The sequence below is a fragment of the Stenotrophomonas sp. ATCM1_4 genome (genome assembly GCF_004348115.1).
Taxonomy (GTDB): Bacteria; Pseudomonadota; Gammaproteobacteria; order Xanthomonadales; family Xanthomonadaceae; genus Stenotrophomonas; species Stenotrophomonas capsici.
The window spans coordinates 1935964-1956548 of sequence record NZ_QPFB01000001.1 but is presented as its reverse complement, the minus strand read 5'-3'; the positions used below and the strand labels follow the sequence as shown (position 1 = coordinate 1956548).

The window sequence follows — 20585 nt, the reverse complement described above, 5'->3', positions numbered from 1 at the left end:
GAATGGATGAACCCTCATCGTATTCCCAATGCCGTCTAGGGTTCGTGCATATCCGTAGTTGCAGACCATTCTGCATGCGGTACCAGGCGGTCTGCCGGTACACATGGCAGGTCACGATGCCTGCACGATGCGTTACGCTTGCAACCTTTGTATCAACGGATCGCCTCCAGATGACGACCAGCCACCCCGCCGCCGCAACGCCCAAGGGGCGCATGCCCCGCCAGATCCCCTACATCATCGGCAATGAGGGCTGCGAGCGGTTCAGTTTCTATGGGATGCGCAACATCCTGGTCCAGTTCCTGATCACCTCCACGCTGCTGCAGCACATCCTGGACTCGGATGCGCGCGCGCTGGAAGCCAAGGACCTGATGCACACCTTCATGATCGGCGTGTATTTCTTCCCGCTGCTGGGTGGCTGGGTCGCCGACCGCTTCTTCGGCAAGTACAACACCATCCTGTCCTTCAGCCTGATCTACTGCCTGGGCCATGCGTTCCTGGCGGTGTTCGAGGACAGCCGCATGGGCTTCTTCGCCGGCCTGGGCCTGATCGCCTTCGGCGCGGGCGGCATCAAGCCGCTGGTGGCCTCGTTCGTCGGCGACCAGTTCGACCAGAGCAACAAGCACCTGGCCAAGAAGGTGTTCGACGCCTTCTACTGGATCATCAACTTCGGATCGCTGTTCGCCTCGCTGAGCATGCCGCTGTTCCTGAAGAACTTCGGGCCGTCGGTGGCCTTCGGTATCCCGGGCCTGCTGATGTTCATCGCCACCTTCGTGTTCTGGCTGGGCCGCAAGCGCTATGTGCTGGTCAAGCCGGACATGGCCGATGACCCGAACTCCTTCGGCAAGGTGATCCGCACCGCGTTGTTCGCGCGCAAGGCCGGCCACGGCCGGCCGGGCCTGGTGCTGGCCGGGCTGGGCCTGGTCGCAGCGGTGGTCTCGCTGGCGATGACCCCGGTGTTGGGCTTCGTGATCGCCGCCTGCATCGCGCTGGTGCTGGTGATCGCCGGTGTCGGCGGCGGCGCGTGGCTGCAGCTGGACCGTGCCCGTGGCATCCATCCGGACGAGGCGGTCAATGGCGTGCGCAACGTGCTGCGGGTGCTGGTGATCTTCGCGCTGGTCACCCCGTTCCATTCGCTGTTCGACCAGAAGGCCTCGACCTGGGTGATCCAGGGCGAGGAAATGACCAAGCCGGCCTGGTTCGTCGCCTCGCAGATGCAGGCGTTGAACCCGGCGCTGGTGATGATCCTGATCCCGTTCAACAACCTGGTGCTGTACCCGCTGCTGGCCAAGCTGGGCTGGGAGCCAACCGCGCTGCGCCGCATGACCGCCGGCATCGCCTTCAGTGGCCTGGCCTGGATCGTGATCGGTGGCATCCAGGTGGTGATGGACGGCGGCGAGCCGATGTCCATCGTCTGGCAGATCCTGCCGTACGCGCTGCTGACCTTCGGCGAGGTGCTGGTCTCGGCGACCGGCCTGGAGTTCGCCTACAGCCAGGCCCCGCAATCGATGAAGGGCGTGGTGATGAGTTTCTGGAACCTGACCACCACGGTCGGTAACCTGTGGGTGCTGCTGGCCAACTTCGCGGTGCGCAATGATGCGGTGACCACCAACATCGCCACCACCGGCCTGAGCGTGACCGCCTTCCAGATGTTCTTCTTCGCCGGATTCGCCCTGCTGGCAGCGTTGGCCTTTGGCTGGTACGCGCGCCGGTACAAGGTCGTCGACAACTACCGCGCAGCCTGAGCCGAGCCTGATCGCCCATGAACTATCCCGTCACCCTGTTCCTGATCGCCGTCACCGTGCTGGTGTCCTGGATGGCGTTCAACAACCGCAAGCTTGCGGACCGGCTGATCCTGTGGCCGCCGGCCATCGACCGGCACAAGCAGTACGACCGGTTGCTGACCTACGGCTTCATCCATGCCGATTTCACCCACCTGCTGTTCAACATGGTCACGCTGTTCTTCTTCGGTCGCGCGATCGAGGGGCTGATGCTGCGGTTGAGCGGGCAGTGGTGGGTGTTCCCGCTGTTCTACCTGTCGGCGTTGCTGGTATCGATCCTGCCCAGCTACCTGAAGAACCAGAAGAACCCGAACTACCTGAGCCTGGGCGCCTCCGGCGCGGTGTCGGCGGTGCTGTTCGCCTTCGTGCTGGTGTCGCCGTGGTCGTTGATCTTCGTGTTCTTCATCCCGGCCCCGGCCGTGCTGTATGCCGTGTTCTACGTGAGCTACAGCATCTGGATGGACAAGAAGGGCGGGGACAACGTCAACCACAGCGCCCACCTGGCCGGTGCGGCCTATGGCGTGATGTTCATGCTGTTGATGTCGCCGGACCTGCTGCAGCACTTCCTGCAGGCGCTGATGAATCCCAGCTTCGGCCGCTGAGGCAGGGTAGGGGGCTCCGGGTGCCGGGGCCTTGCCCCGGGGGCTTGCGGCCTGGCGGAAGGAACACGCCAGGCACGGCTGCGGCGGTAGGTCGTGCGGGCTGACAGGCGTCAGCCCCGGGCGCTTCAGGCCTCGTAGGTCGCCAGCAGGCGGGTGTAGACCTCGTTGTCGATTTTCTCGAACTCCCAGGTGTGGGTGTCGCCGGTCACCGTGAGCTGGAACAGGCCTTCCAGCAGGGTGGCATCGTGGTCGTTGCTCGGGATGGCGCGTTCGTTGTCGTACATGGGGCTGTCCTGGTGCTGTTCTGTCCGTTGACCAGATACAGAGCAAGAGTCGTGCCAGCATTTCTGGCAGGATTGGGCCGCTCCCGGGCTCGCGCCGGGGGCGCGAATGTCGGAAAGTGACGCAATGCGGCGGACGCGGGAGGCCTTTGCGTCATCACGTTGTGTTGACTTTGCGACCCGGTACCTGGAAAAAGGAGCAGGCACATGGCAGCAACGGGGAATGACGGCGCTTCGATCCGGCACGACGCGCACGCGCGTCGCTTCGAAACCCGGGTGGACGGCCATCTGGCCGAGCTGGACTACGTGATGGAAGGCAACACCATGGTCATCACCCATACCGGCGTGCCGGAGGCCATCGGTGGACGTGGCATCGCCGCCGCGCTGACCCGGCATGCGCTGGACCATGCACGCGCCGAAGGCTGGAGGGTGGTGCCAGCCTGCGCCTATGCCGCCGCTTTCATGCAACGTCATGGCGAATACACGGACCTGCTGGGATAATCGGCCCTGCGCGGCCAAGCCCGATCGGGCGGCCATCTCTTCGAGGAAGCACAGGGCATGAACAGGTTTGCACAGGGATCGTATGCAGCAGCGGTGCTGCTGTTGGCATTGGCAGGATGCAAGCGTGAGGATGCGCCGCAGGCGCCGGTAGCGGCAACGCCGGAGGCGCCAGCTGCGCCGGTCGAGCAGGGTGCGGCACCGGCCGACCTGCGCGACGTCATCGAGAATACGCCGAGCTATGTGATCGGCATCAGCTACCCGCCCGCCGCGGCCAAGTACCCGGGCCTGGCGCAGGAACTGACGCAGTACGCCGAGCATGCCAAGGCCGAACTGCTCAAGGCCGTGGGCGAACTGGGCAACGACAAGCCGACCGCGCCCTATGAGCTGTCGCTGGCCTTCGACATGTTGGCCGATACCAGCAAGGTCGTCGCGGTGTCCGCCGACGGCAGCAGCTACACCGGTGGGGCCCATGGCCAGCCGCTGGTGGCGCGCTTTGTCTGGTTGCCCGAGCGGCAGAAGCTGCTGCGCGCCGAGGACCTGATCGACGGCGACAAGGGCTGGAAAGCGATCAGCGACTACGCCGAGGACAAGCTGCTGGAACAGGCGACCGTTCGTGCCCAGGGCGAGGACCTGTCGCCGGAGGAACAGCAAGCCCAGGTGCGCAACCTGGCCAAGATGATCGACGAGGGCACCGCCCCGGACGCGGCCAACTTCGCCCAGTTCCAGCCGGTGATGGACGCCTCCGGCCGCATCAGCGCGCTGCGCTTCGTGTTCGCGCCGTACCAGGTGGGGCCGTATTCCGATGGCACGCAGACAGTGGACGTGCCGGCTGCCGCCCTGCTGCCGTACGTGGCCGCCGATTACCGGGAGTTGTTCGCACAGCCGTAAACCGTGGAGGGCCAGCGATGGATGCAGGGTTGCAACGACGCGTCGAAGCACTGCTGCAGGAGGCGGACGTGGTCCCGGGTGGGACGCGTGTGCAGGATATCGACATCCTCGACCCGCGCTTCTACGCGCGGGTGTTGGCCGATGGCTCGCTCGGGCTGGGCGAGAGCTACATGGAAGGCTGGTGGCGCGCGCATTCGCTCGATGGCTTCCTGACCCACCTGCTGGAGGCGCGCCTGGACGAGCGCGTGCACGGCAGCGGCGAGGTCTGGGACGCGCTCAAGGCCAAGCTGTTCAACCTGCAGAGCGGGCAGGGCAGTTTCGAGGTTGGCAAGCGCCACTACGACCTGGGCAATGACCTGTACCGGGCGATGCTGGGCAAGCGCCTGGTCTACAGCTGCGGCTACTGGCGCCACGCCGATACGCTGGATGCGGCCCAGGAGGCCAAGCTGGACCTGATCTGCCGCAAGTTGCGGCTGCAACCGGGCATGCGCATCCTCGACATCGGCTGTGGCTGGGGCGAGGCGTTGAAGTTCGCGGCCGAGCGCTATGGCGTGCAGGGCATCGGGGTGACCATCTCGCACGAGCAGGCCGTGCTGGCCCGGGAGATCTGCGCCGGGCTGCCGGTCGAGATCCGCCTGCAGGACTACCGCGCGCTGGACGAGCCCTTCGACGCGATCCTGTCGGTGGGCATGTTCGAGCATGTGGGGGTCAAGAACTACCGCACCTACTTCGAGACCGCCCGGCGCTGCCTCGGCGAGCAGGGCCTGTTCCTGCTGCACAGCATCGGCACCAACATCAGCCGCGACCGCACTGATCCGTGGATCGCGCGCTACATCTTCCCCAACTCGATGCTGCCCTCGGCCGCGCAGATCACTGCGGCGATGGAGGGGCTGTTCGTGCTGGAGGACTGGCACAACTTCGGCACCGACTACGACCTGACCCTGCAGGCCTGGCGCGACAACGTGGAAGCGGCCTGGGACGTGCTGGACCCGCGCTACGACGAGCGCTTCCGGCGGATGTGGCGGTTCTACCTGGCCGGTTCGATGTCCACCTTCCGCACCCGGCATTCGCAGTTGTGGCAACTGGTGCTGTCGCCGCGCGGCGTGCCCGGTGGCTACGTGGGTGTCCGCTAGGCGTGTGCTGTTGGCTGTCGACCACCGATGGCGGCGCCGGCGGAAGGGGCAAGGGATGGCGCAGGATCCTGGTGCATTCATGTCCATAAACAGGAACTGCTGCTGCCGTTCGAGGTGATTCCTGGTCGAGGCTGGCTGTCCGGTGTGATATTTCGTTCACTCATTGATATTTCATTTGTGTATTATATTCGCCAGTCCCGACTCCTTTCCTGGCGATGAGCAGCTTCGACCCCACCGAAATCCGCATCGATGCCACCTGCAACCGGTGGCCGGGTTTCCCGCGCGAACCGGCGGTGCTGGTCCGGCTGGTCAAGGGCATCTACAAGTCGGTCCATGACCATGCCAACGCGGTGCTGCGGGACTTCGACCTCTGCCACGCCGAATACAACGTGCTGATGATGCTGTACGGCACGCCGGACCGCCCGGTCAGCCCGTCCGAGCTGGCCGGTGCGGCCACCGAGAAGTCGGCCAACATCACCCGCCTGACCGACCTGCTGTGCCGCAAGGGGCTGCTGGAGCGCATTGCGCACCCGGAGGACCGGCGCAAGCTGGACCTGCGCCTGACCCACGAAGGCGTGGCCTGCGTGGAGCGCATGCTGCCGGCCATGTCCGGCCTGCTGCTGCAGCAGGTGGAAGGGTTGAACGAGGCCGAGCAGCACCAGTTGGAAGCACTGCTGAAAAAGATGCTTGCCGGCATCGACGCCATCTGAGGTCGCAATGTCTGCCGTACCTTCCTCTGCCACGCCGAGTACCGGGGCCGCCCCGTGGTACGCGGGCCTGGGTGATTTCCTGAAAGGCGAAGCCGACGCCTGGCTGTTCGTGCTGCGCGTGGCGTTGTCGTTCTTCATCACCGGTTGGCTGGCCATGCGCATGGGCCTGCCGCAGCCGGGGACGGCGATGATGACCACCATCATCGTCATGCACCGGCAGAGCGGCATGGTGCTGGCCAAGGGCTTCTACCGCGTGCTCGGCACGCTGGTCGGCGCCGCCGCCGCGTTGGCGATCGTGGCGCTGTTCCCCCAGCAGCGCGAACCGTTCCTGCTGGTGATGGCGCTTTGGATCGGTGCCTGTGCCGCCGGTGCGACGCTGCACCGCAACTTCAAGTCATACGCCTTCGTGCTGGCCGGCTATACCGCGGCGATCATCGCCCTGCCGGTGATCTCCACCCATCCGGGCCAGGTGTTCGATTCGGCGGTAGCCCGGATCAGCGAGGTGATGCTGGGCCTGGTGGTCAGCGCGGTGATCAGCGACACCGTGCTGCCGGTGCGCCTGCGCGACACCCTGCGCGCGGCGGTCCGCGGGCAGTACGCCAACTTCCTGGAGTTCGTGCGCGAGGCGGTGCAGGGCGAGCTGCCGCGTGAACGCATGGAACAGGCACACCTGCGCGTGGTGCGCGATGCGGTGACGTTGGAAGACCTGCGCAGTTCGGTGATCTTCGAAGACCCGGAGGCGCGCGCGCGCAGCCTGCACATCCAGCAGTTCAACCAGCGCTTCATGGCGGCCTCGACCAGCTTCCAGTCTTTGCACCACCTGATCAACCGGCTGATGCGGATGGACAACACCGATGCGGCGCAGTCGTTGGTGGCCCTGTACCAGCCATTGGGCAACGCGCTGCAGTCGGCGGCTTCGCTGGCACCGGAGGCCTTGGCCACACGCATCCACGCGGTGCACCAGGCCTTGCCCGACCGCGCCGCACGGCTGCGCGAGGGGCTGGCTGACCGTGCCCAGGCCGAGGACTTCGAGGTGGGCACCGGCCTGCTGCTGCGCTTCACCCATGAGCTCGAAGCGTATGTGCAGGCCCGTGCGCAGCTGCTGGACCGGGTGGTGGCCTCCGGCGGCGTGGAGCAGGTGCACTTCGTGCGCGGCAATGACCATGTCGGCGCCGGGCTGGCCTTCATCCGCACCACGGTGACGATGCTGCTGCTGGGCGCATTCTGGATCGCGACCGGCTGGCCGATGGGCGCCAACGCAATGCTGTTGGCGACGATCTTCTCCGGCCTGTTCGCCACGGTGCCCAACGCCGTACGGCTGACCGTCAGGATGTCCGGCGGCTACCTGCTGGGCCTGGTGGCCGGCTATGCCTGCGAGTTCGAGGTGCTGACCCGGCTCGATGGCTATGCGTTGCTGGTGGCGGGCATCCTGCCGTTCTTCATCGTCGGCCCGTACCTGACCACCCGCCCCAAGCTGGCCGCGCTCGGCCTGGGCTACGCGATGGGCTTCGTCAGTATCCTGGCGTTGACCAACCCGATGGTGTTCGACCCGCAGCACTTCTTCAACGACAGCCTGTCGCAACTGACCGCGCTGGCGGCGGCGCTGGTGAGCTTCATGCTGCTGCCCTCGGTGGCCGGTTCGTCGTGGCTGCGGCGGCGACAGATGGCGGCACTGCGGGCGCAGGTGCGCCTGGCCGCGCAAGGGCCGCTGCCCGGGCTGCGGCATCGGTTCGAGAGCATGAACAGCGACCTGGTGCATCAGATCGTGGTGCACACCACGCCCGGCAGCGAGGACTCGCGGCGGCTGTTGGCCTGGGCGCTGGCGGTCAACGAGACCGGTCGCGCGCTGATCCACCTGCGCCATGACGTCGCGCGCGAGCCCCTGCCCGGCCCGTTGCACAAGCAGGTGGATGCGGCGGTGGCGGCGCTGGCGGACTTCTTCCAGCAGCCGTCCCGCCATGCCTGGTGGCGCGCCGACCAGCAACTGCTGCAGGCCAGTGATGCCGCGCGTGAAGAAGCCGGCCAGCGTGGCGTGGCGCGGCAGGTGCTGCGACACCTGCGGCTGGTGCGCCTGGCGATGGTCGATGACCACTCGGTGATGGCCACCTACATCGTTGCAACCGACCCCACCCTGGAGGAACTGCCCCGTGCCCATTGAAATCGCCTTCGGCGGCAGCCTGTTCCCCGGCCTGCTGGTGTTGTTCTGCGTGGTCTGCGCCCTGCTGTGGGCGCTGGATGCAGTGGCCGGGCGGCGCGGCTGGTATCGCTACGTGTGGCACCCCTCGTTGTTCCGCATCGCGGTGTTCACCTGTCTGTTTGGTGGCCTAGGCCTGTTGCTGTTCTGAGATTCCCCCAATGACTCCCAAGACCCAATCCCTGCTTCGTTTCTCCCTTACCGCCGTGGTCGTCGTGATCGCGGCCCTGATCGCCATCGCGATGTGGCGCCATTACATGTACTCGCCGTGGACCCGCGAGGGTCGCCTGCGTGCGGAAGTGGTGCGTGTGGCAGCGGACGTCTCCGGGCCGGTGACCGGCGTGTCCGTGCAGGACAACCAGCAGGTCAAGCGCGGCGATGTGCTGTTCACCATTGACGAGGAGCGCTACCGCAATGCGCTTGCACAGGCGCGCGGCAACCTGGCCGCGGCGCAGGCCGCCGCGCGTGCCGCCGGTGCCAGCATCCAGGCCGCTTCGGCCGGTGCCGCGCAGCAGAGCGTCAACGCGGCCCGCTACGAGCTGCAGTACCAGCGTCGTGAGCGCATTGCCGGCAGCCTGATCTCCGAGGAATCGCGCAGCGATGCACGCAGTGCCGCGCAGGCCGCCCGTGCCGGGGTCGCGCAGGCGCAGGCCAGCCGGCAGCAGGCCAGTGCGGCCCAGCAGCAGGCCCTGGCGGCGGTGGAGCAGGCCCAGGCCGCGCTGGCGACCGCCGAGCTGAACCTGGAGCGCACCCAGGTGCGTGCGCCGGTGGACGGCTACGTCACCAACCTGGAGGTCCGCCAGGGCGACTACGCCAGTGCCGGCGCCGCGCGTTTGGCGCTGATCGATACCGATTCGTTCTGGGTGTACGGGTACTTCGAGGAGACCAAGCTCTCGCAGCTGCATGTCGGCGACGGCGCGAAGATCGAGCTGATGAGCGGGCAGACCCTGCATGGCCACATCGAGAGCATCGCGCATGGCATCACCGATGCAGACAGCCCGACCGGCACCGACCTGCTGGCCAACGTCAACCCGACCTACAACTGGGTACGCCTGGCACAGCGCATCCCGGTGCGGATCCGGCTGGACGCGGGCACGGTGCACGATGGCATCGTGCTGGCCAACGGCATGACCGCGACGGTGGTGGTGGAGGCGAGGGGCTGAGGCGGCCGCGTTGCGCACCGACGGCCCTCGTCCGCCCTACGGGCACCTTCTCCCGCAGGCGGGAGAAGGGAGAGTCATCGGCTTCGATCCTTGGCGGCACCCGTACCCGTGACGGCTTGCGGAGAGTCGAGCAGCTGCCTTCTCCCGTGCGCGGGAGAAGGTGCCCGCAGGGCGGATGAGGGCGCTTTGCTCCAGCACCCGATGAAGAAACGCCCGGCAGTGCCGGGCGTTTCGCTTTGCATGCGCGGTGAAGCTTACTTCGCGGTCGACCCCGAGGTCAGGCCACGCTTCTCCAGCAGCGGCTCGATCTGCGGCTCGTGGCCGGCGAAATTGCGGAACAGCTCCATCGCATCCACGCTGCCGCCCTTGGACAGCAGGGTTTGGCGGAAATGGTCGCCATTGGCGCGCGACAGGCCGCCGTGCTCGCGGAACCACTTCTGGGTGTTGGCGTCCAGCACCTCGGACCAGATGTAGGCGTAGTAGCCAGCCGAGTAGCCGCCCATGATGTGGCTGAAGTACGGGGTCTTGTAACGCGGCGGGACCGGCGCGTAGTAGATGCCGTCCTTGACCAGCGCTTCATGCTCGAACTTCATCACGTCCTGCGGTGCCGGCACGTCGCTGACGCCGATCTGGTGCCAGCGCTGGTCCAGCATCGCCGCGCCCAGGTACTCGGTGGTGGCAAAGCCCTGGTTGAACTTGGATGCGGCGATCACCTTGTCCAGCAGGGCCTGCGGCATCGCCGAACCGTTCTGGTAGTGCTTGGCGTAGTTGGCCAGGATGGTCGGCTCGTCGGCCCACATCTCGTTGACCTGCGACGGGAACTCGACGAAGTCACGCGGCACGGCGGTGCCCGAGAAGTACGGGTACTTCACGTTGGAGAACATGCCGTGCAGGGCGTGGCCGAACTCGTGGAAGGTGGTGTTCACCTCGTCCCAGGTCAGCAGCGTCGGCTTGCCTGCCGGCGGCTTGGGGATGTTGAGGTGGTTGGCCACCACCGGCTTGTCGCCGGTCAGCGCGGACTGCGAGACGTAGGAGTTCATCCAGGCGCCACCGCGCTTGGACTCGCGCGCATACGGATCGAAGATGAAGATCGCCAGCTGGCTGCCATCGGCGTCGAACACGTCGTAGACGGTGACGTCGTCATGGTAGACCGGCAGGTCGGTACGCTGCTTGAAGGTCAGGCCGAACTCCTTGCCGGCGGCGAAGAACACGCCGTCTTCCAGCACGCTCTTGAGCTCGAAGAACGGTTTGAGCTGGGATTCGTCGAAGTCGTACTTGGCCTGGCGCACCTTCTCGCTGTAGAAGGCCCAGTCCCAGGGCTGCAGTTCGAAGGTCGGCTTGCCGGCGGCCTTCTGCTCGGCGTCGATCATGGCCTGCAGGTCGCCGGCCTCGCGCTTGGCATTGGCCACCGCGGCAGGGGCCAGCTGGCCGAGCATGGCATTGACCGCTTCCGGGGTCTTGGCGGTCTGGTTGCCCAGCGAGTAGGCGGCGAAGTTCGGGAAGCCCATCAGCGCGGCCTTCTCGGCGCGGATGGTCATGATGCGCGAGACCAGCGCGGTGTTGTCGTACTCGCCCCCCTTGCTGCCGCGCGACACCGAGGCTTCGTAGATGCGCTGGCGCAGCGCGCGGTTGGTCAGGTTGGTCAGCGCCGGCTGGCCGGTGGTGTTGAGCAGGGCGATGACGTACTTGCCGTCCAGCTTGCGGGCCTTGGCGGCTTCGGCGGCGGCGGCGACCTGCTCGGCGGACAGGCCATCGAGCTGGGTGACGTCATCGACGACGATGTAGGACGCGTTGACCTCGGCCAGCACGTTCTGGCTGAAGCGGGTGCCCAGGTTGGCCAGCTCGGCGTTCATGTCCTTGAGCTTGGCCTTGTCGGCGTCGGACAGCTTGGCGCCGGCGCGGACGAAGTTGTCGTAGTACTTCTCGACCAGGCGCAGGCCCTCGGCATCCAGGCCCAGCTTGGCGCGGTCGTTGTAGAGGGTCTCGATGCGGCTGAACAGCTTGCCATTGAGGTTGATGGCGTCGCTGTGGGCGGCGAACCGGGCCGAGTAGTCCGCCTGCAGCTTCTTGCGCGCGTCGTTGGTGTCCGCGCCGATCAGCGCGAAGAACACGGTGGTGGCGCGGTCCAGGATGGCGCCGCTGTTTTCCAGCGCGATCAGGGTGTTGTCGAAGGTCGGTGCGGCCGGGTTGTTGGCGATCGCCTCCACTTCCTTCAGCTGCTGGGCCATGCCTGCGTCGAATGCCGGGGCGAAGTCGCTGTCCTTGATCTTGTCGAACTGCGGGTAATGCAGCGGCAGCGTGCTTTCGGCGAAGAACGGGTTGGCCTGCTGGGCGGTCTGGGCGGTGGCGGCGTGGGCAGTCACGCTGTAGGCCGGCAGGGCAAGGCCCAGGGTCGCGGCAAGGGCAAGGGCAAGGCGGGTATTCAAGTCGGAAACTCCGGATAAGACTGATCGGAAAGGGTAACCCGGGGCGCAGGGCAGGGGGTGTGCCGAACGGCATGGGCGAGGCGGTTGGCGTATGTTGGCCGCCGATGAGACCGCGATGACGTAGGCTTGCAGGCTCATTCCGGAGGTGCAGCCATGACCAGTGCATACGATTTCCAGACCACGGCGCTGGATGGGCAGCCGCTGGCGCTCGACGGATTCCGCGGCAAGGTGCTGCTGCTGGTCAACACCGCCTCCAAATGCGGATTCACGCCGCAGTACGAAGGGCTGGAGCGCCTGTGGCGTGAGCTGGGGCCGCTGGGCCTGGTGGTGATCGGCTTCCCCTGCGACCAGTTCGGCCACCAGGAGCCGGGTGAAGCCGGTGAGATCGCCAGCTTCTGTGCGCTCAATTACGGGGTGAGCTTCCCGATGTCGGGCAAGATCAAGGTCAACGGCCCGGAGGCCCATCCGCTCTGGCACTGGCTGCAACGGCAGAAGCGCGGGGCGCTGGGCATCGGTGCGATCAAGTGGAACTTCAGCAAGTTCCTGGTTGGCCGCGACGGGCAGGTACTTGCCCGCTACGCGCCGACCGCGCGTCCGGAATCGCTGGAAGCGGATATCCGCGCGGCGCTGGGCTGAGCCGCCGGATACGACAACGGCTGGATCCCCGCAGGACCCAGCCGTTGCACGTGGTCACGCCGGGTGCTTGCCTGGCTTACTTCTCGACGAAGGCCCGCTCGAACACGTAGTGCCCCGGCGTGCCGATGCGGGTGGATACTTCGAAGCCGCGTGCGTCGAGCACGCTGCGCAGGTCGGCCAGCATCTGCGGGCTACCGCAGATCATGAAGCGGTCGTTGGCCGGGTCCAGCGTCGGCAGGCCCAGGCGTTGCTGCATCTGCCCGGTTTCCATCAGCGTGGTCAACCGGCCCTGGTTGGGGAACGGCTCGCGGGTGACCGCCGGGTAGTACAGCAGCTTGTCGCGGACGATGTCGCCCAGGATCTCGTCCTGCGGCAGTTCCTTCTCAAAGTAGTCGCGGTAGGCCAGGTCTTTCTCGAAGCGCACGCCGTGGCAGACGATGACCTTCTCGAAGCGCTCGTAGGTTTCCGGGTCCTTGACGATGCTCAGCCAGGGCGCCAGGCCGGTACCGGTGCCCAGCAGGTACAGGTGCTTGCCCGGGTGCAGGTCGCTGATCAGCAGGGTGCCGGTGGGCTTCTTGCCGACCAGGACCTTGTCGCCCACCTTCAGGTGCTGCAGGCGCGAGGTCAGCGGGCCGTCCTGCACCTTGATGCTGAAGAAGTGCAGCTGCTCTTCCCAGTTGGCGCTGGCGATGGAATAGGCGCGCATCAGCGGGCGGGCGCCTTCGTTTTCCAGGCCGATCATCACGAACTGGCCGTTGTCGAAGCGGAAGCCGCTGTCGCGGGTGGTGGAGAAACTGAAGTAGGCGTCCGTCCAGTGACGGACTTCGAGCACCGTTTCGGCGCCAAAAGCGGAAGACATTGCTGTGGTTCGGATTTGGAGTGTCGCGGCTATTCTAGCCGAATTGACTCAAATGGGAATGAATCGCATTTGAGGCGATTTACTCGGTCCCATCGCCGGAGAAGCGGTTCGGCGCCCTCCCTTTGCCGCAGGCAAGGGACGGGTCGGGGAGGGGGCATGGCTCGGCACCCTCCGCTGGCTTCCCGGCTCAGCGGTAACCCGCCGCCTGCAGCTCGAACAGCTCGGCGTAGCGGCCACCTTCGGTCATCAACTGCGCGTGGGTGCCGCTGGCCTCGATGCGGCCGTCGGCCAGCACCAGGATGCGGTCGGCCATGCGAACCGAGGAGAAGCGGTGCGAGATCAGTACGGCGGTGCGGTTGTCCGACAACTCCTTGAAGCGCTGGAACACCTCGAACTCGGCGCGTGCGTCCAACGCGGCAGTGGGCTCGTCGAGGATCATCACCTGCGCATCGCGCATGTAGGCGCGGGCGATGGCGATCTTCTGCCACTGGCCGCCGGACAAGTCCACGCCGGTCTTGAAGCGGCGGCCGATCAACTGCGCGTAGCCATTGGGCAGGCCTTCGATCACCTCGTCGGCCAGCGCGCGATGGGCGGCATCGCGGATGCGGGCCTGGTCGTCCATGGCTTCGACCAGCCCGACGCCGATGTTTTCCCCGGCCGACAGGTGGTAGCGCACGAAGTCCTGGAAGATCACGCCCATGTTGGCGCGCAGGTCGTCCAGGTCATAGTCGCGCAGGTCGCGGCCATCGAGCAGGATGCGGCCCTCATCGGGGTCGTACAGCCGTGCGAGCAGCTTGACCAGGGTGGTCTTGCCGGCACCGTTCTCGCCGACCAGCGCGATCACTTCGCCCGCACGCAACTGGAAGTCGAGGTGCCGCACTGCCCAGCGTGCGGCATCGGGGTAGCGGAAGCCGACGTTCTCGAACACGAAGCCCTCGCGGATGGGGCGCGGGATGGCGATGGCGTCCGGGGTGGAATGGATCTCGGGCTTGATCGCGAAGAACGAGAACAGGTCGTCCAGGTACAAGGCCTGGCTGGCCACCTGCGAGAAGCCGCTCAGCAGGCCTTCGAGCAGTTGGCGCAGGCGCATGAAGCTGCCCGACAGGAAGGTCAGGTCGCCGATGCTGAACTCGCCACGGATGGTGCGCCAGGCGATGTAGGCATAGGCGGCGTAGTAGCCCAGCGTGCCGAGCGCGGCCAGCAGCGTGCCCCATACCGCACGCTTGCGTGCCAAGGCGCGGTTGGCGCGGTAGAAGCGTTCGGCCAGCAGCTTGTAGCGGTCGATCAGGAAGCGGTGGAGGTTGAAGATCTTCACCTCCTTGGCGGTCTCGACGCTGGCGCCGACCTGGCGCAGGTAGTCAAGCTGGCGCCGCTCCGGCGTCCAGCTGAAATTGAGCGAATAGCCCAGCGTGTTGAAGTGCGATTCGCCGATGAAGGCCGGCACCAGCGCCACCGCCAGCAACAGCATCAGCCACGGTGCGTACATCACCAGGCCGGCGGCGAAACTGATCACGGTGATCATGTCCTGCGCCTGCCCGAACAGCTGCGCCATCAGGCTCATGCGGCCCATGGTCTGGCGCCGGGCGCGGTCGAGCTTGTCCTGCAGGTCCGGGTCCTCGAAGTCCTCCAGGTCCAGCTCGGCGGCATGCTCCATCAGGCGCACGCTGGTCGCGTTGGTGAACAGCTCCGACAGCAATGAATCGGCGTAATTGACCAGCCGGCCGAGCAGGTCCGAGCCGATGGCGATGCCCAGTTCGAGCAGCAGCAGTTCCAGCAGGGTGCTGAGGTGGCCGCTGGCCAGCGCCTCGCCCAGCGGCGGCATCGCGCCGGCAGCGGCCAGGCGCACGGCCTCGTCGATGATCAGCTTGCCCACGTACAGCATCGCCACCGGCATCAGCGCGCGGATCAGGCGCAGGCCCAGGCTGGTGAGGGTCAACCAGCGGCTGGTCTGCCAGACCTGCCGCAGGAACGGCGGCAGGTTGCGCATGGCATCCATGCGCTCACGGAAACTGGGTTGCTTGCCCGAGGCGTTGGTCGGTGCGGAAGCGGGATGCGGCATGGCGGCTCAGGCGGACGGGGGCCGCTTCAGGTTACCGCGTACCGCTGCGTTCAGCCGTCCTTGCCGAGGTCGATGTCGCCCATCTGTGCGTCGTCGCGGCCGTCGGGGTTATCGCGCACGGCCTGGCCGCGTTCACCGAACGAGCGGGTGCCGGTGTCGACATTGAGGTGGTTGTGCACGCCGCGCACGCCATCAATGCCCGCCACCAACTGTTCGACCTGATGCTTGGCGGCGGTGCTGGGGACGTCACCGGACAGCGTGACCTGCCCATCCTTGACCTGAACCAGGACCTGCGAGGACTGGCCCTGCTGGCCGAGGCTGCGGACCACGTCATCGCCAATCAGGGTGTCGGAACGTTGTGATGCCATGGTCGTCTCCTGCAAAAGAAGCCCCAACATGGCGCAAGCGGCGTGAGCATGTCGTTACTTCCCGTTCGGCAGGCTCAGCGGCGCGGGCCTTCCGGCGGTGGCGGATCGGAGGACTGCAGCGCCACCGGCAGGTGCCAGCCGAAATGCATGGCCATCATGCGCAGCCCGAAGCACAGCGCGGCGCCGGCCAGTGCGCAGGGCAGGGGCGGCAGGCCCAGCCAGTAGCCCACGGCCACGACCGCCGCGCCGGCCAACGCGGCCACCGCGTACAGCTCGGCCTGCAGCACCAGCGGCACCTGCGCCAGCAGTACGTCGCGAGCGATGCCGCCGCCGATGCCGGTCAACATGCCCAACGCGGCGGCCATCGGCGGGGCGATGCCGAACGCCAGCGCCTTCTGCGTGCCGGCCACCGCGAACAGGGCCAGGCCCATCGCATCGAACATCCGCACCGGGTACTGCAGGCGCTCGATCAGCGGTGCCCAGAAGAACGTCACCACGCCTGCGGCCAGGGTGATGGCCGGGTAGCGCCAGTCACTGATCGCCGCGACCGGGGTGGCGCCGATCAGCAGGTCGCGGGTGATGCCGCCGGCCAGCGCGGCGGCGAAGGACAGCACCAGCACGCCGAAGATATCCAGCCGCCGGCGCACCCCCATCGTCGCCCCGGACAGGGCGAAGACGAAGGTGCCGATGAGGTCGAGGATCAGGACGAGGGTTCCCATGCCGCGTATTGTGCGGTCTGGCGCGGGAACCGGCCATCGGACCGGGCGACGCTGGCCGGGTGCTTGCCTGGCGCTTTCTCAGGGAAGCGGTGGCAGCAGGCCCGCGCCCAGCCGGTTCCAGGCGTTGATCACCGCCACGCCCATGCTCAGGTCGCTGATGCCCTTGTCATCGAAGTGCGGCGCCAGGGCGTCGAAGGCAGCCTGCGACGGGGCGCCGTCGGGCAGGCGGGTCAGGGCTTCGGCCCAGCCCAGTGCGGCGCGCTCGCGGGCATCGAAGAAGCGGCTTTCATGCCAGGCCGGCAGGGTGTCGAGCTTGCGCGGCGCGATGCCGGCCTTGCGCAGCGTGGTCGCATGCATGTCCATGCAGTAGCCGCAGCCATTGATCTGCGACACCCGCAGGAACACCAGTTCAAGCAGGTCCGAGTCGATGGAGCTGTCGTGCACGGCCTTGCTGGTGGCGAGCAGGCCCTTGAACGCCTCGGCAGCCAGGCGGGTATAGGGGACGCGGGGGGAATTGGACGAAGACATCATGGGCTCCATGACGGCCACGGTGGCCGTCTTTCACTGCAAGGACGCGCCAGCGTCGCCGGCTGTGACAGAGTTGGGCAGCTTGTTCGGATTGAGCACGCTGTAGATGGTGGCGATGCGGCCATCGACCACCTCGATGGTGGTGACCGAGTGCAGCTGGCCGGCGTGGAAACGCAGGATGGCCGGTTGTCCGTTGACGCTGCCCAGCCGGGCCGGTTGGGCGCCACCACGCCGCGCGATGGCCCAGAACAGGCGGCCGATGCGCTCGGCGCCGAGCAACGGACGGATTGCCGCGGTCACCACGCCGCCGCCGTCGGAAAGCAGGCGCGCATTGGTGTGCAGCAAGGCCTGGATGGCATCGCTGTCGCCGTCCTGGCAGGCGTCCATGAAGCGCGCCAACAGCTGGCGGTGCTGGGTGCCATCGGCTTCGAAGCGCGGCCGGCCGGCCTGCAGGCGCTGGCGGGCGCGGTGGACCAGCTGGCGGCAGTTGGCCTGGCCGTGGCCGAGCAGGCGGGCGATCTGCGGATAGTCGTGGTCGAACACCTCCTTGAGCAGGAAGGCGGCACGTTCGTCGGGGCTGAGCTGTTCGAGCAGGGTCAGGAAGGCCAGCGACAGGTCCTGGGCCAGGGCGTGGACCTGGTCCGGGGCGGGTGGGGCGGGCAGGTCCAGCGAGACCTGCAGCGGCTCCGGCAGCCAGGGGCCGATGTAGTCCACGCGCTGCCGGGAGGCGGCACGCAGGCGGTCCAGCCCCAGCCGGGTGGTGACGGTGACCAGCCAGGCTTCCGGGTCGGCGATGCTGCCCGGGGCCGCCTCGGCCCAGCGTAGCCAGGCGTCCTGGACGATGTCCTCGGCATCGGCACGGCTGCCGAGCAGGCGGTAAGCGAGCGCCATCAGGCGCGGGCGGTGGGTCTGGAAGGGGGTTTCGGCGTTCATGCGACAAGGACGCGGCAGCGCGGACCGGCGTGACAGTGTAGGAGCGCCGCCGGGCGCGATGCACGGGAGCACGGGTTGGCGGCAGGGCGTAAAATGCCCGGCTGAACCCCCGCCAGCCTTCAGCAAGCGAGCAAGCCGTGACATCGATCAAGCAGGAAGACCTCATCCAGTCCGTCGCCGACGCGCTGCAGTACATCTCGTACTACCACCCGGTCGACTACATCAAGAACCTCGCCGCCGCCTACGAGCGCGAGGAATCGCCGGCCGCCAAGGAGGCGATCGCGCAGATCCTGATCAACTCGCGCATGTGCGCCGAGGGCCACCGCCCGATCTGCCAGGACACCGGCATCGTCACCGTGTTCCTGGAAATCGGCATGAACGTGCGCTGGGACGACGCCACCATGGGCGTCGAGGACATGGCCAACGAGGGCATCCGCCGCGCCTACGCCTACCCGGACAACAAGCTGCGCGCCTCTGTGCTGGCCGACCCGGCCGGCAAGCGTACCAACACCAAGGACAACACCCCGGGCGTGGTCAACATCAAGGTCGTGCCGGGTGACACGGTCGATGTGATCGTGGCCGCCAAGGGCGGTGGCTCGGAGGCCAAGAGCAAGTTCGCCATGCTCAACCCGTCCGACTCCATCGTTGACTGGGTGCTCAAGACCGTGCCGACCATGGGCGCCGGCTGGTGCCCGCCGGGCATGCTCGGCATTGGCATCGGCGGCACCGCCGAGAAGGCGATGCTGCTGGCCAAGGAATCGCTGATGGAGCCGATCGACATCACCGACCTGCAGGCCCGTGGCGCGTCCAACCGCGCCGAAGAGCTGCGCCTGGAGCTGTACGAGAAGGTCAACGCGCTGGGCATCGGTGCGCAGGGCCTGGGCGGCCTGACCACGGTGCTGGACATCAAGGTCAAGGACTTCCCGACCCACGCCGCCAACCTGCCGGTGGCGATGATCCCGAACTGCGCCGCCACCCGCCATGCGCACTTCACCCTGGACGGCAGCGGCCCGGTGATGCTGGAGCCGCCGTCGCTGGAAGACTGGCCGCAGATCACCTACGACGCCTCCAAGGGCACCCGTGTCGACTTGGACACCGTCACTCCGGAAGAAGTGGCCAGCTGGAAGCCGGGCCAGACCCTGCTGCTCAACGGCAAGCTGCTGACCGGCCGCGACGCCGCGCACAAGCGCATGGTCGACATGCTCAACAAGGGTGAAGAACTGCCGGTCGACCTGAAGGGCCGTTTCATCTACTACGTGGGCCCGGTCGATCCGGTGCGCGACGAAGTGGTGGGCCCGGCCGGCCCGACCACCGCCACCCGCATGGACAAGTTCACCCGCCAGATCCTGGAGCAGACCGGCCTGCTGGGCATGGTCGGCAAGGCCGAGCGTGGCCCGGCCGCGATCGAGGCCATCCGTGACAACAAGTCGGCCTACCTGATGGCGGTCGGCGGTTCGGCCTACCTGGTGTCCAAGGCGATCAAGGCCTCCAGGGTGGTGGGCTTCGCTGACCTGGGGATGGAAGCGATCTACGAGTTCACCGTGCAGGACATGCCGGTGACCGTGGCGGTGGATTCCACCGGCGAATCGGTGCACAAGACCGGCCCGCGTGAGTGGCAGGCCCGCATCGGCAAGATTCCGGTGATCGTGGAGTAAGTCTCGCCACTGTCACTGGAGATATCGCGATGGCCCGGGCTATGCTCGGGCCATCGTCGTTTTCGAGGAAGGGCCGATGCGCGGATTCGGATGGGTGATGGTTTCGACGGTGCTGCTGCTTGCCGCCTGCAGCAATGGCGGTTGGCGCGATGCTCCCAAGGATCCGGCGGCCTGCGTGACCTATTGCCAGAGCCGCTACCAGGCCTGCAATGCCAACCCGCGCAGTTACGGGGATTGCGGCGAGGCGGGCCGGAACAACCAGTGCGACAAGATCACCAACCCGGAGCTGCGCGGTGCCTGCCAGACCTCGCAGGCGTTCTGCCAGAACCGTTCGGCCGCGGCAGTGTGCGGCGAGCGCCTCAACAGCTGCATGGCCGGCTGCCAATAGACCGCAGGAGCGCCTTCGGGCGCGAAGCCGGGAAGGTTTGAATGTGTGCTGGCTTCGCGGCCGAGGCCGCTCCTGCCGAGGCTAGAATGCCGCATCGCCCCCTTGGAAGTTGCCCATGTCCGTCGTGTTGTATGGCTCGCAAAGCACCGCCTCGCTGGTCGTGCATTGGCTGTTGCTCGAACTGGGCATCGAGCACGAACTGCACCAGTTGGACTTCGACCGCCGCGAGCAGAAGTCGGCCGACTATCTGGCGCTGAATCCGGCCGGCCGCGTGCCCACGCTGGTTCTGGACGGGCAGGTGCTGACCGAATCGGCGGCCATCGCCATGCACCTGGCCGATCTGCACCCGGCGGCCGGACTCGCGCCGCTGCCGGGCAGTCCGGCGCGGGGTGATTACTACCGCTGGATCTGCTTCTGCGTGTACACGCTGATGCCGGCCTATCGCGCCTGGTTCTACCCGGATGAGCCGGCCGGTGAGGCCAACGTCGCCGAGGTGAAGCAACGCGCGCGCCTGCAGCTGGAAGCGGCCTGGCAGCAAATGGCCGACCACCTGCAGGCGCATGGTCCCTACGTACTGGGTGAGCGGGCCAGCGTGGTCGATTTCCTGCTGACCATGCTGATGCGCTGGAGCCGCAACATGCCGCGCCCGACCGACCAGTGGCCCGTGCTGGCCGCGCATGCCGCACGCATGAAGGCGCGCCCGGCATTCGCCGAGGTCTACCGCCGCGAGGGCATCACCGACTGGATGTGAGTTGGCGGCGCCC

21 protein-coding genes are annotated in these 20585 nt (G+C 66.9%); 13 read left to right on the top strand and 8 right to left on the bottom strand.

Features of this window, described 5'->3' with window-relative positions; all coding sequences use genetic code 11:
- Positions 1–116 precede the first annotated feature (116 nt).
- Positions 117–1742: an oligopeptide:H+ symporter gene (locus ATCM_RS08990; protein ID WP_343145202.1), complete on the top strand. Its 1626-nt coding sequence runs from the start codon at positions 117–119 to the stop codon at positions 1740–1742.
- 17 nt (positions 1743–1759) lie between these two features.
- On the top strand, positions 1760–2380 hold the full coding sequence (locus ATCM_RS08985) for a rhomboid family intramembrane serine protease (protein ID WP_132864198.1): 621 nt from the start codon (positions 1760–1762) through the stop codon (positions 2378–2380).
- 125 nt (positions 2381–2505) lie between these two features.
- On the opposite strand, the gene ATCM_RS19095 is transcribed toward ATCM_RS08985, so the two are convergent.
- Positions 2506–2664: a hypothetical protein gene (locus ATCM_RS19095; RefSeq protein ID WP_165931161.1), complete on the bottom strand. Its 159-nt coding sequence runs from the start codon at positions 2662–2664 to the stop codon at positions 2506–2508.
- Between the two features lie 204 nt (positions 2665–2868).
- On the opposite strand from ATCM_RS19095, the gene ATCM_RS08980 reads away from it, so the two are divergent.
- The 7 genes from ATCM_RS08980 to ATCM_RS08950 all read left to right on the top strand — a co-directional run bounded on the left by ATCM_RS08980 (position 2869) and on the right by ATCM_RS08950 (position 9250).
- The gene (locus ATCM_RS08980) at positions 2869–3162 is read left to right on the top strand and encodes a GNAT family N-acetyltransferase (RefSeq protein WP_132864197.1); all 294 of its coding nucleotides are present in this window, start codon (positions 2869–2871) and stop codon (positions 3160–3162) included.
- Between the two features lie 57 nt (positions 3163–3219).
- Positions 3220–4050, top strand: a complete 831-nt coding sequence (locus tag ATCM_RS08975; protein WP_132864196.1) for a DUF3298 and DUF4163 domain-containing protein — start codon at positions 3220–3222, stop codon at positions 4048–4050.
- A gap of 17 nt (positions 4051–4067) precedes the next feature.
- The gene (gene cfa, locus ATCM_RS08970; protein ID WP_132864195.1) at positions 4068–5183 is read left to right on the top strand and encodes a cyclopropane fatty acyl phospholipid synthase; all 1116 of its coding nucleotides are present in this window, start codon (positions 4068–4070) and stop codon (positions 5181–5183) included.
- 215 nt (positions 5184–5398) lie between these two features.
- Complete coding sequence (locus tag ATCM_RS08965; protein WP_132864194.1) at positions 5399–5893, top strand: MarR family transcriptional regulator; 495 nt, start codon at positions 5399–5401, stop codon at positions 5891–5893.
- Between the two features lie 7 nt (positions 5894–5900).
- Positions 5901–8051: an FUSC family protein gene (locus tag ATCM_RS08960; RefSeq protein ID WP_132864193.1), complete on the top strand. Its 2151-nt coding sequence runs from the start codon at positions 5901–5903 to the stop codon at positions 8049–8051.
- Positions 8041–8238 carry a DUF1656 domain-containing protein gene (locus ATCM_RS08955; RefSeq protein ID WP_132864192.1) on the top strand — a complete coding sequence of 66 codons (198 nt, stop codon included), beginning with the start codon at positions 8041–8043 and terminating at the stop codon, positions 8236–8238. Before ATCM_RS08960 ends, ATCM_RS08955 begins: the two co-directional genes overlap by 11 nt.
- 10 nt (positions 8239–8248) lie before the next feature.
- On the top strand, positions 8249–9250 hold the full coding sequence (locus ATCM_RS08950) for an HlyD family secretion protein (protein ID WP_132864191.1): 1002 nt from the start codon (positions 8249–8251) through the stop codon (positions 9248–9250).
- A 254-nt stretch (positions 9251–9504) separates the two neighbouring features.
- Here ATCM_RS08950 and ATCM_RS08945 read toward each other — a convergent pair whose 3' ends face one another.
- A complete protein-coding gene (locus ATCM_RS08945; protein WP_132864190.1) occupies positions 9505–11676 on the bottom strand; it encodes a M3 family metallopeptidase in 2172 nt (723 codons plus the stop codon).
- 153 nt (positions 11677–11829) lie between these two features.
- Between ATCM_RS08945 and ATCM_RS08940 the strand changes: the two genes are divergently transcribed.
- A complete protein-coding gene (locus ATCM_RS08940; RefSeq protein WP_132864189.1) occupies positions 11830–12312 on the top strand; it encodes a glutathione peroxidase in 483 nt (160 codons plus the stop codon).
- Positions 12313–12388: 76 nt separating this feature from the next.
- On the opposite strand, the gene ATCM_RS08935 is transcribed toward ATCM_RS08940, so the two are convergent.
- The 6 genes from ATCM_RS08935 to ATCM_RS08910 form a co-directional block, all read right to left on the bottom strand.
- A complete protein-coding gene (locus ATCM_RS08935) occupies positions 12389–13171 on the bottom strand; it encodes a ferredoxin--NADP reductase (RefSeq protein WP_132864188.1) in 783 nt (260 codons plus the stop codon).
- Positions 13172–13358: 187 nt separating this feature from the next.
- Positions 13359–15230 (bottom strand): ABC transporter ATP-binding protein, encoded by a 1872-nt coding sequence (locus tag ATCM_RS08930; RefSeq protein WP_132864187.1) that lies wholly within the window; start codon positions 15228–15230, stop codon positions 13359–13361.
- 50 nt (positions 15231–15280) lie between these two features.
- Positions 15281–15598: a BON domain-containing protein gene (locus ATCM_RS08925; protein ID WP_165931160.1), complete on the bottom strand. Its 318-nt coding sequence runs from the start codon at positions 15596–15598 to the stop codon at positions 15281–15283.
- Between the two features lie 74 nt (positions 15599–15672).
- Positions 15673–16317, bottom strand: coding sequence for a trimeric intracellular cation channel family protein (locus ATCM_RS08920; RefSeq protein WP_132864185.1), 645 nt, complete (start codon positions 16315–16317; stop codon positions 15673–15675).
- Positions 16318–16395: 78 nt separating this feature from the next.
- On the bottom strand, positions 16396–16845 hold the full coding sequence (locus tag ATCM_RS08915) for a carboxymuconolactone decarboxylase family protein (RefSeq protein WP_132864184.1): 450 nt from the start codon (positions 16843–16845) through the stop codon (positions 16396–16398).
- A 33-nt stretch (positions 16846–16878) separates the two neighbouring features.
- The gene (locus ATCM_RS08910) at positions 16879–17778 is read right to left on the bottom strand and encodes an RNA polymerase sigma-70 factor (protein WP_132864183.1); all 900 of its coding nucleotides are present in this window, start codon (positions 17776–17778) and stop codon (positions 16879–16881) included.
- Positions 17779–17915: 137 nt separating this feature from the next.
- On the opposite strand from ATCM_RS08910, the gene ATCM_RS08905 reads away from it, so the two are divergent.
- The 3 genes from ATCM_RS08905 (at position 17916) to ATCM_RS08895 (ending at position 20572) form a co-directional block, all read left to right on the top strand.
- Entirely contained in the window at positions 17916–19433 is a 1518-nt protein-coding gene (locus tag ATCM_RS08905) for a fumarate hydratase (protein WP_132864182.1), read from the top strand.
- A 76-nt stretch (positions 19434–19509) separates the two neighbouring features.
- Positions 19510–19821, top strand: a complete 312-nt coding sequence (locus ATCM_RS08900; RefSeq protein ID WP_132864181.1) for a hypothetical protein — start codon at positions 19510–19512, stop codon at positions 19819–19821.
- Between the two features lie 115 nt (positions 19822–19936).
- Positions 19937–20572 (top strand): glutathione S-transferase family protein, encoded by a 636-nt coding sequence (locus tag ATCM_RS08895; RefSeq protein ID WP_132864180.1) that lies wholly within the window; start codon positions 19937–19939, stop codon positions 20570–20572.
- The last annotated feature ends 13 nt before the right edge of the window (positions 20573–20585 follow it).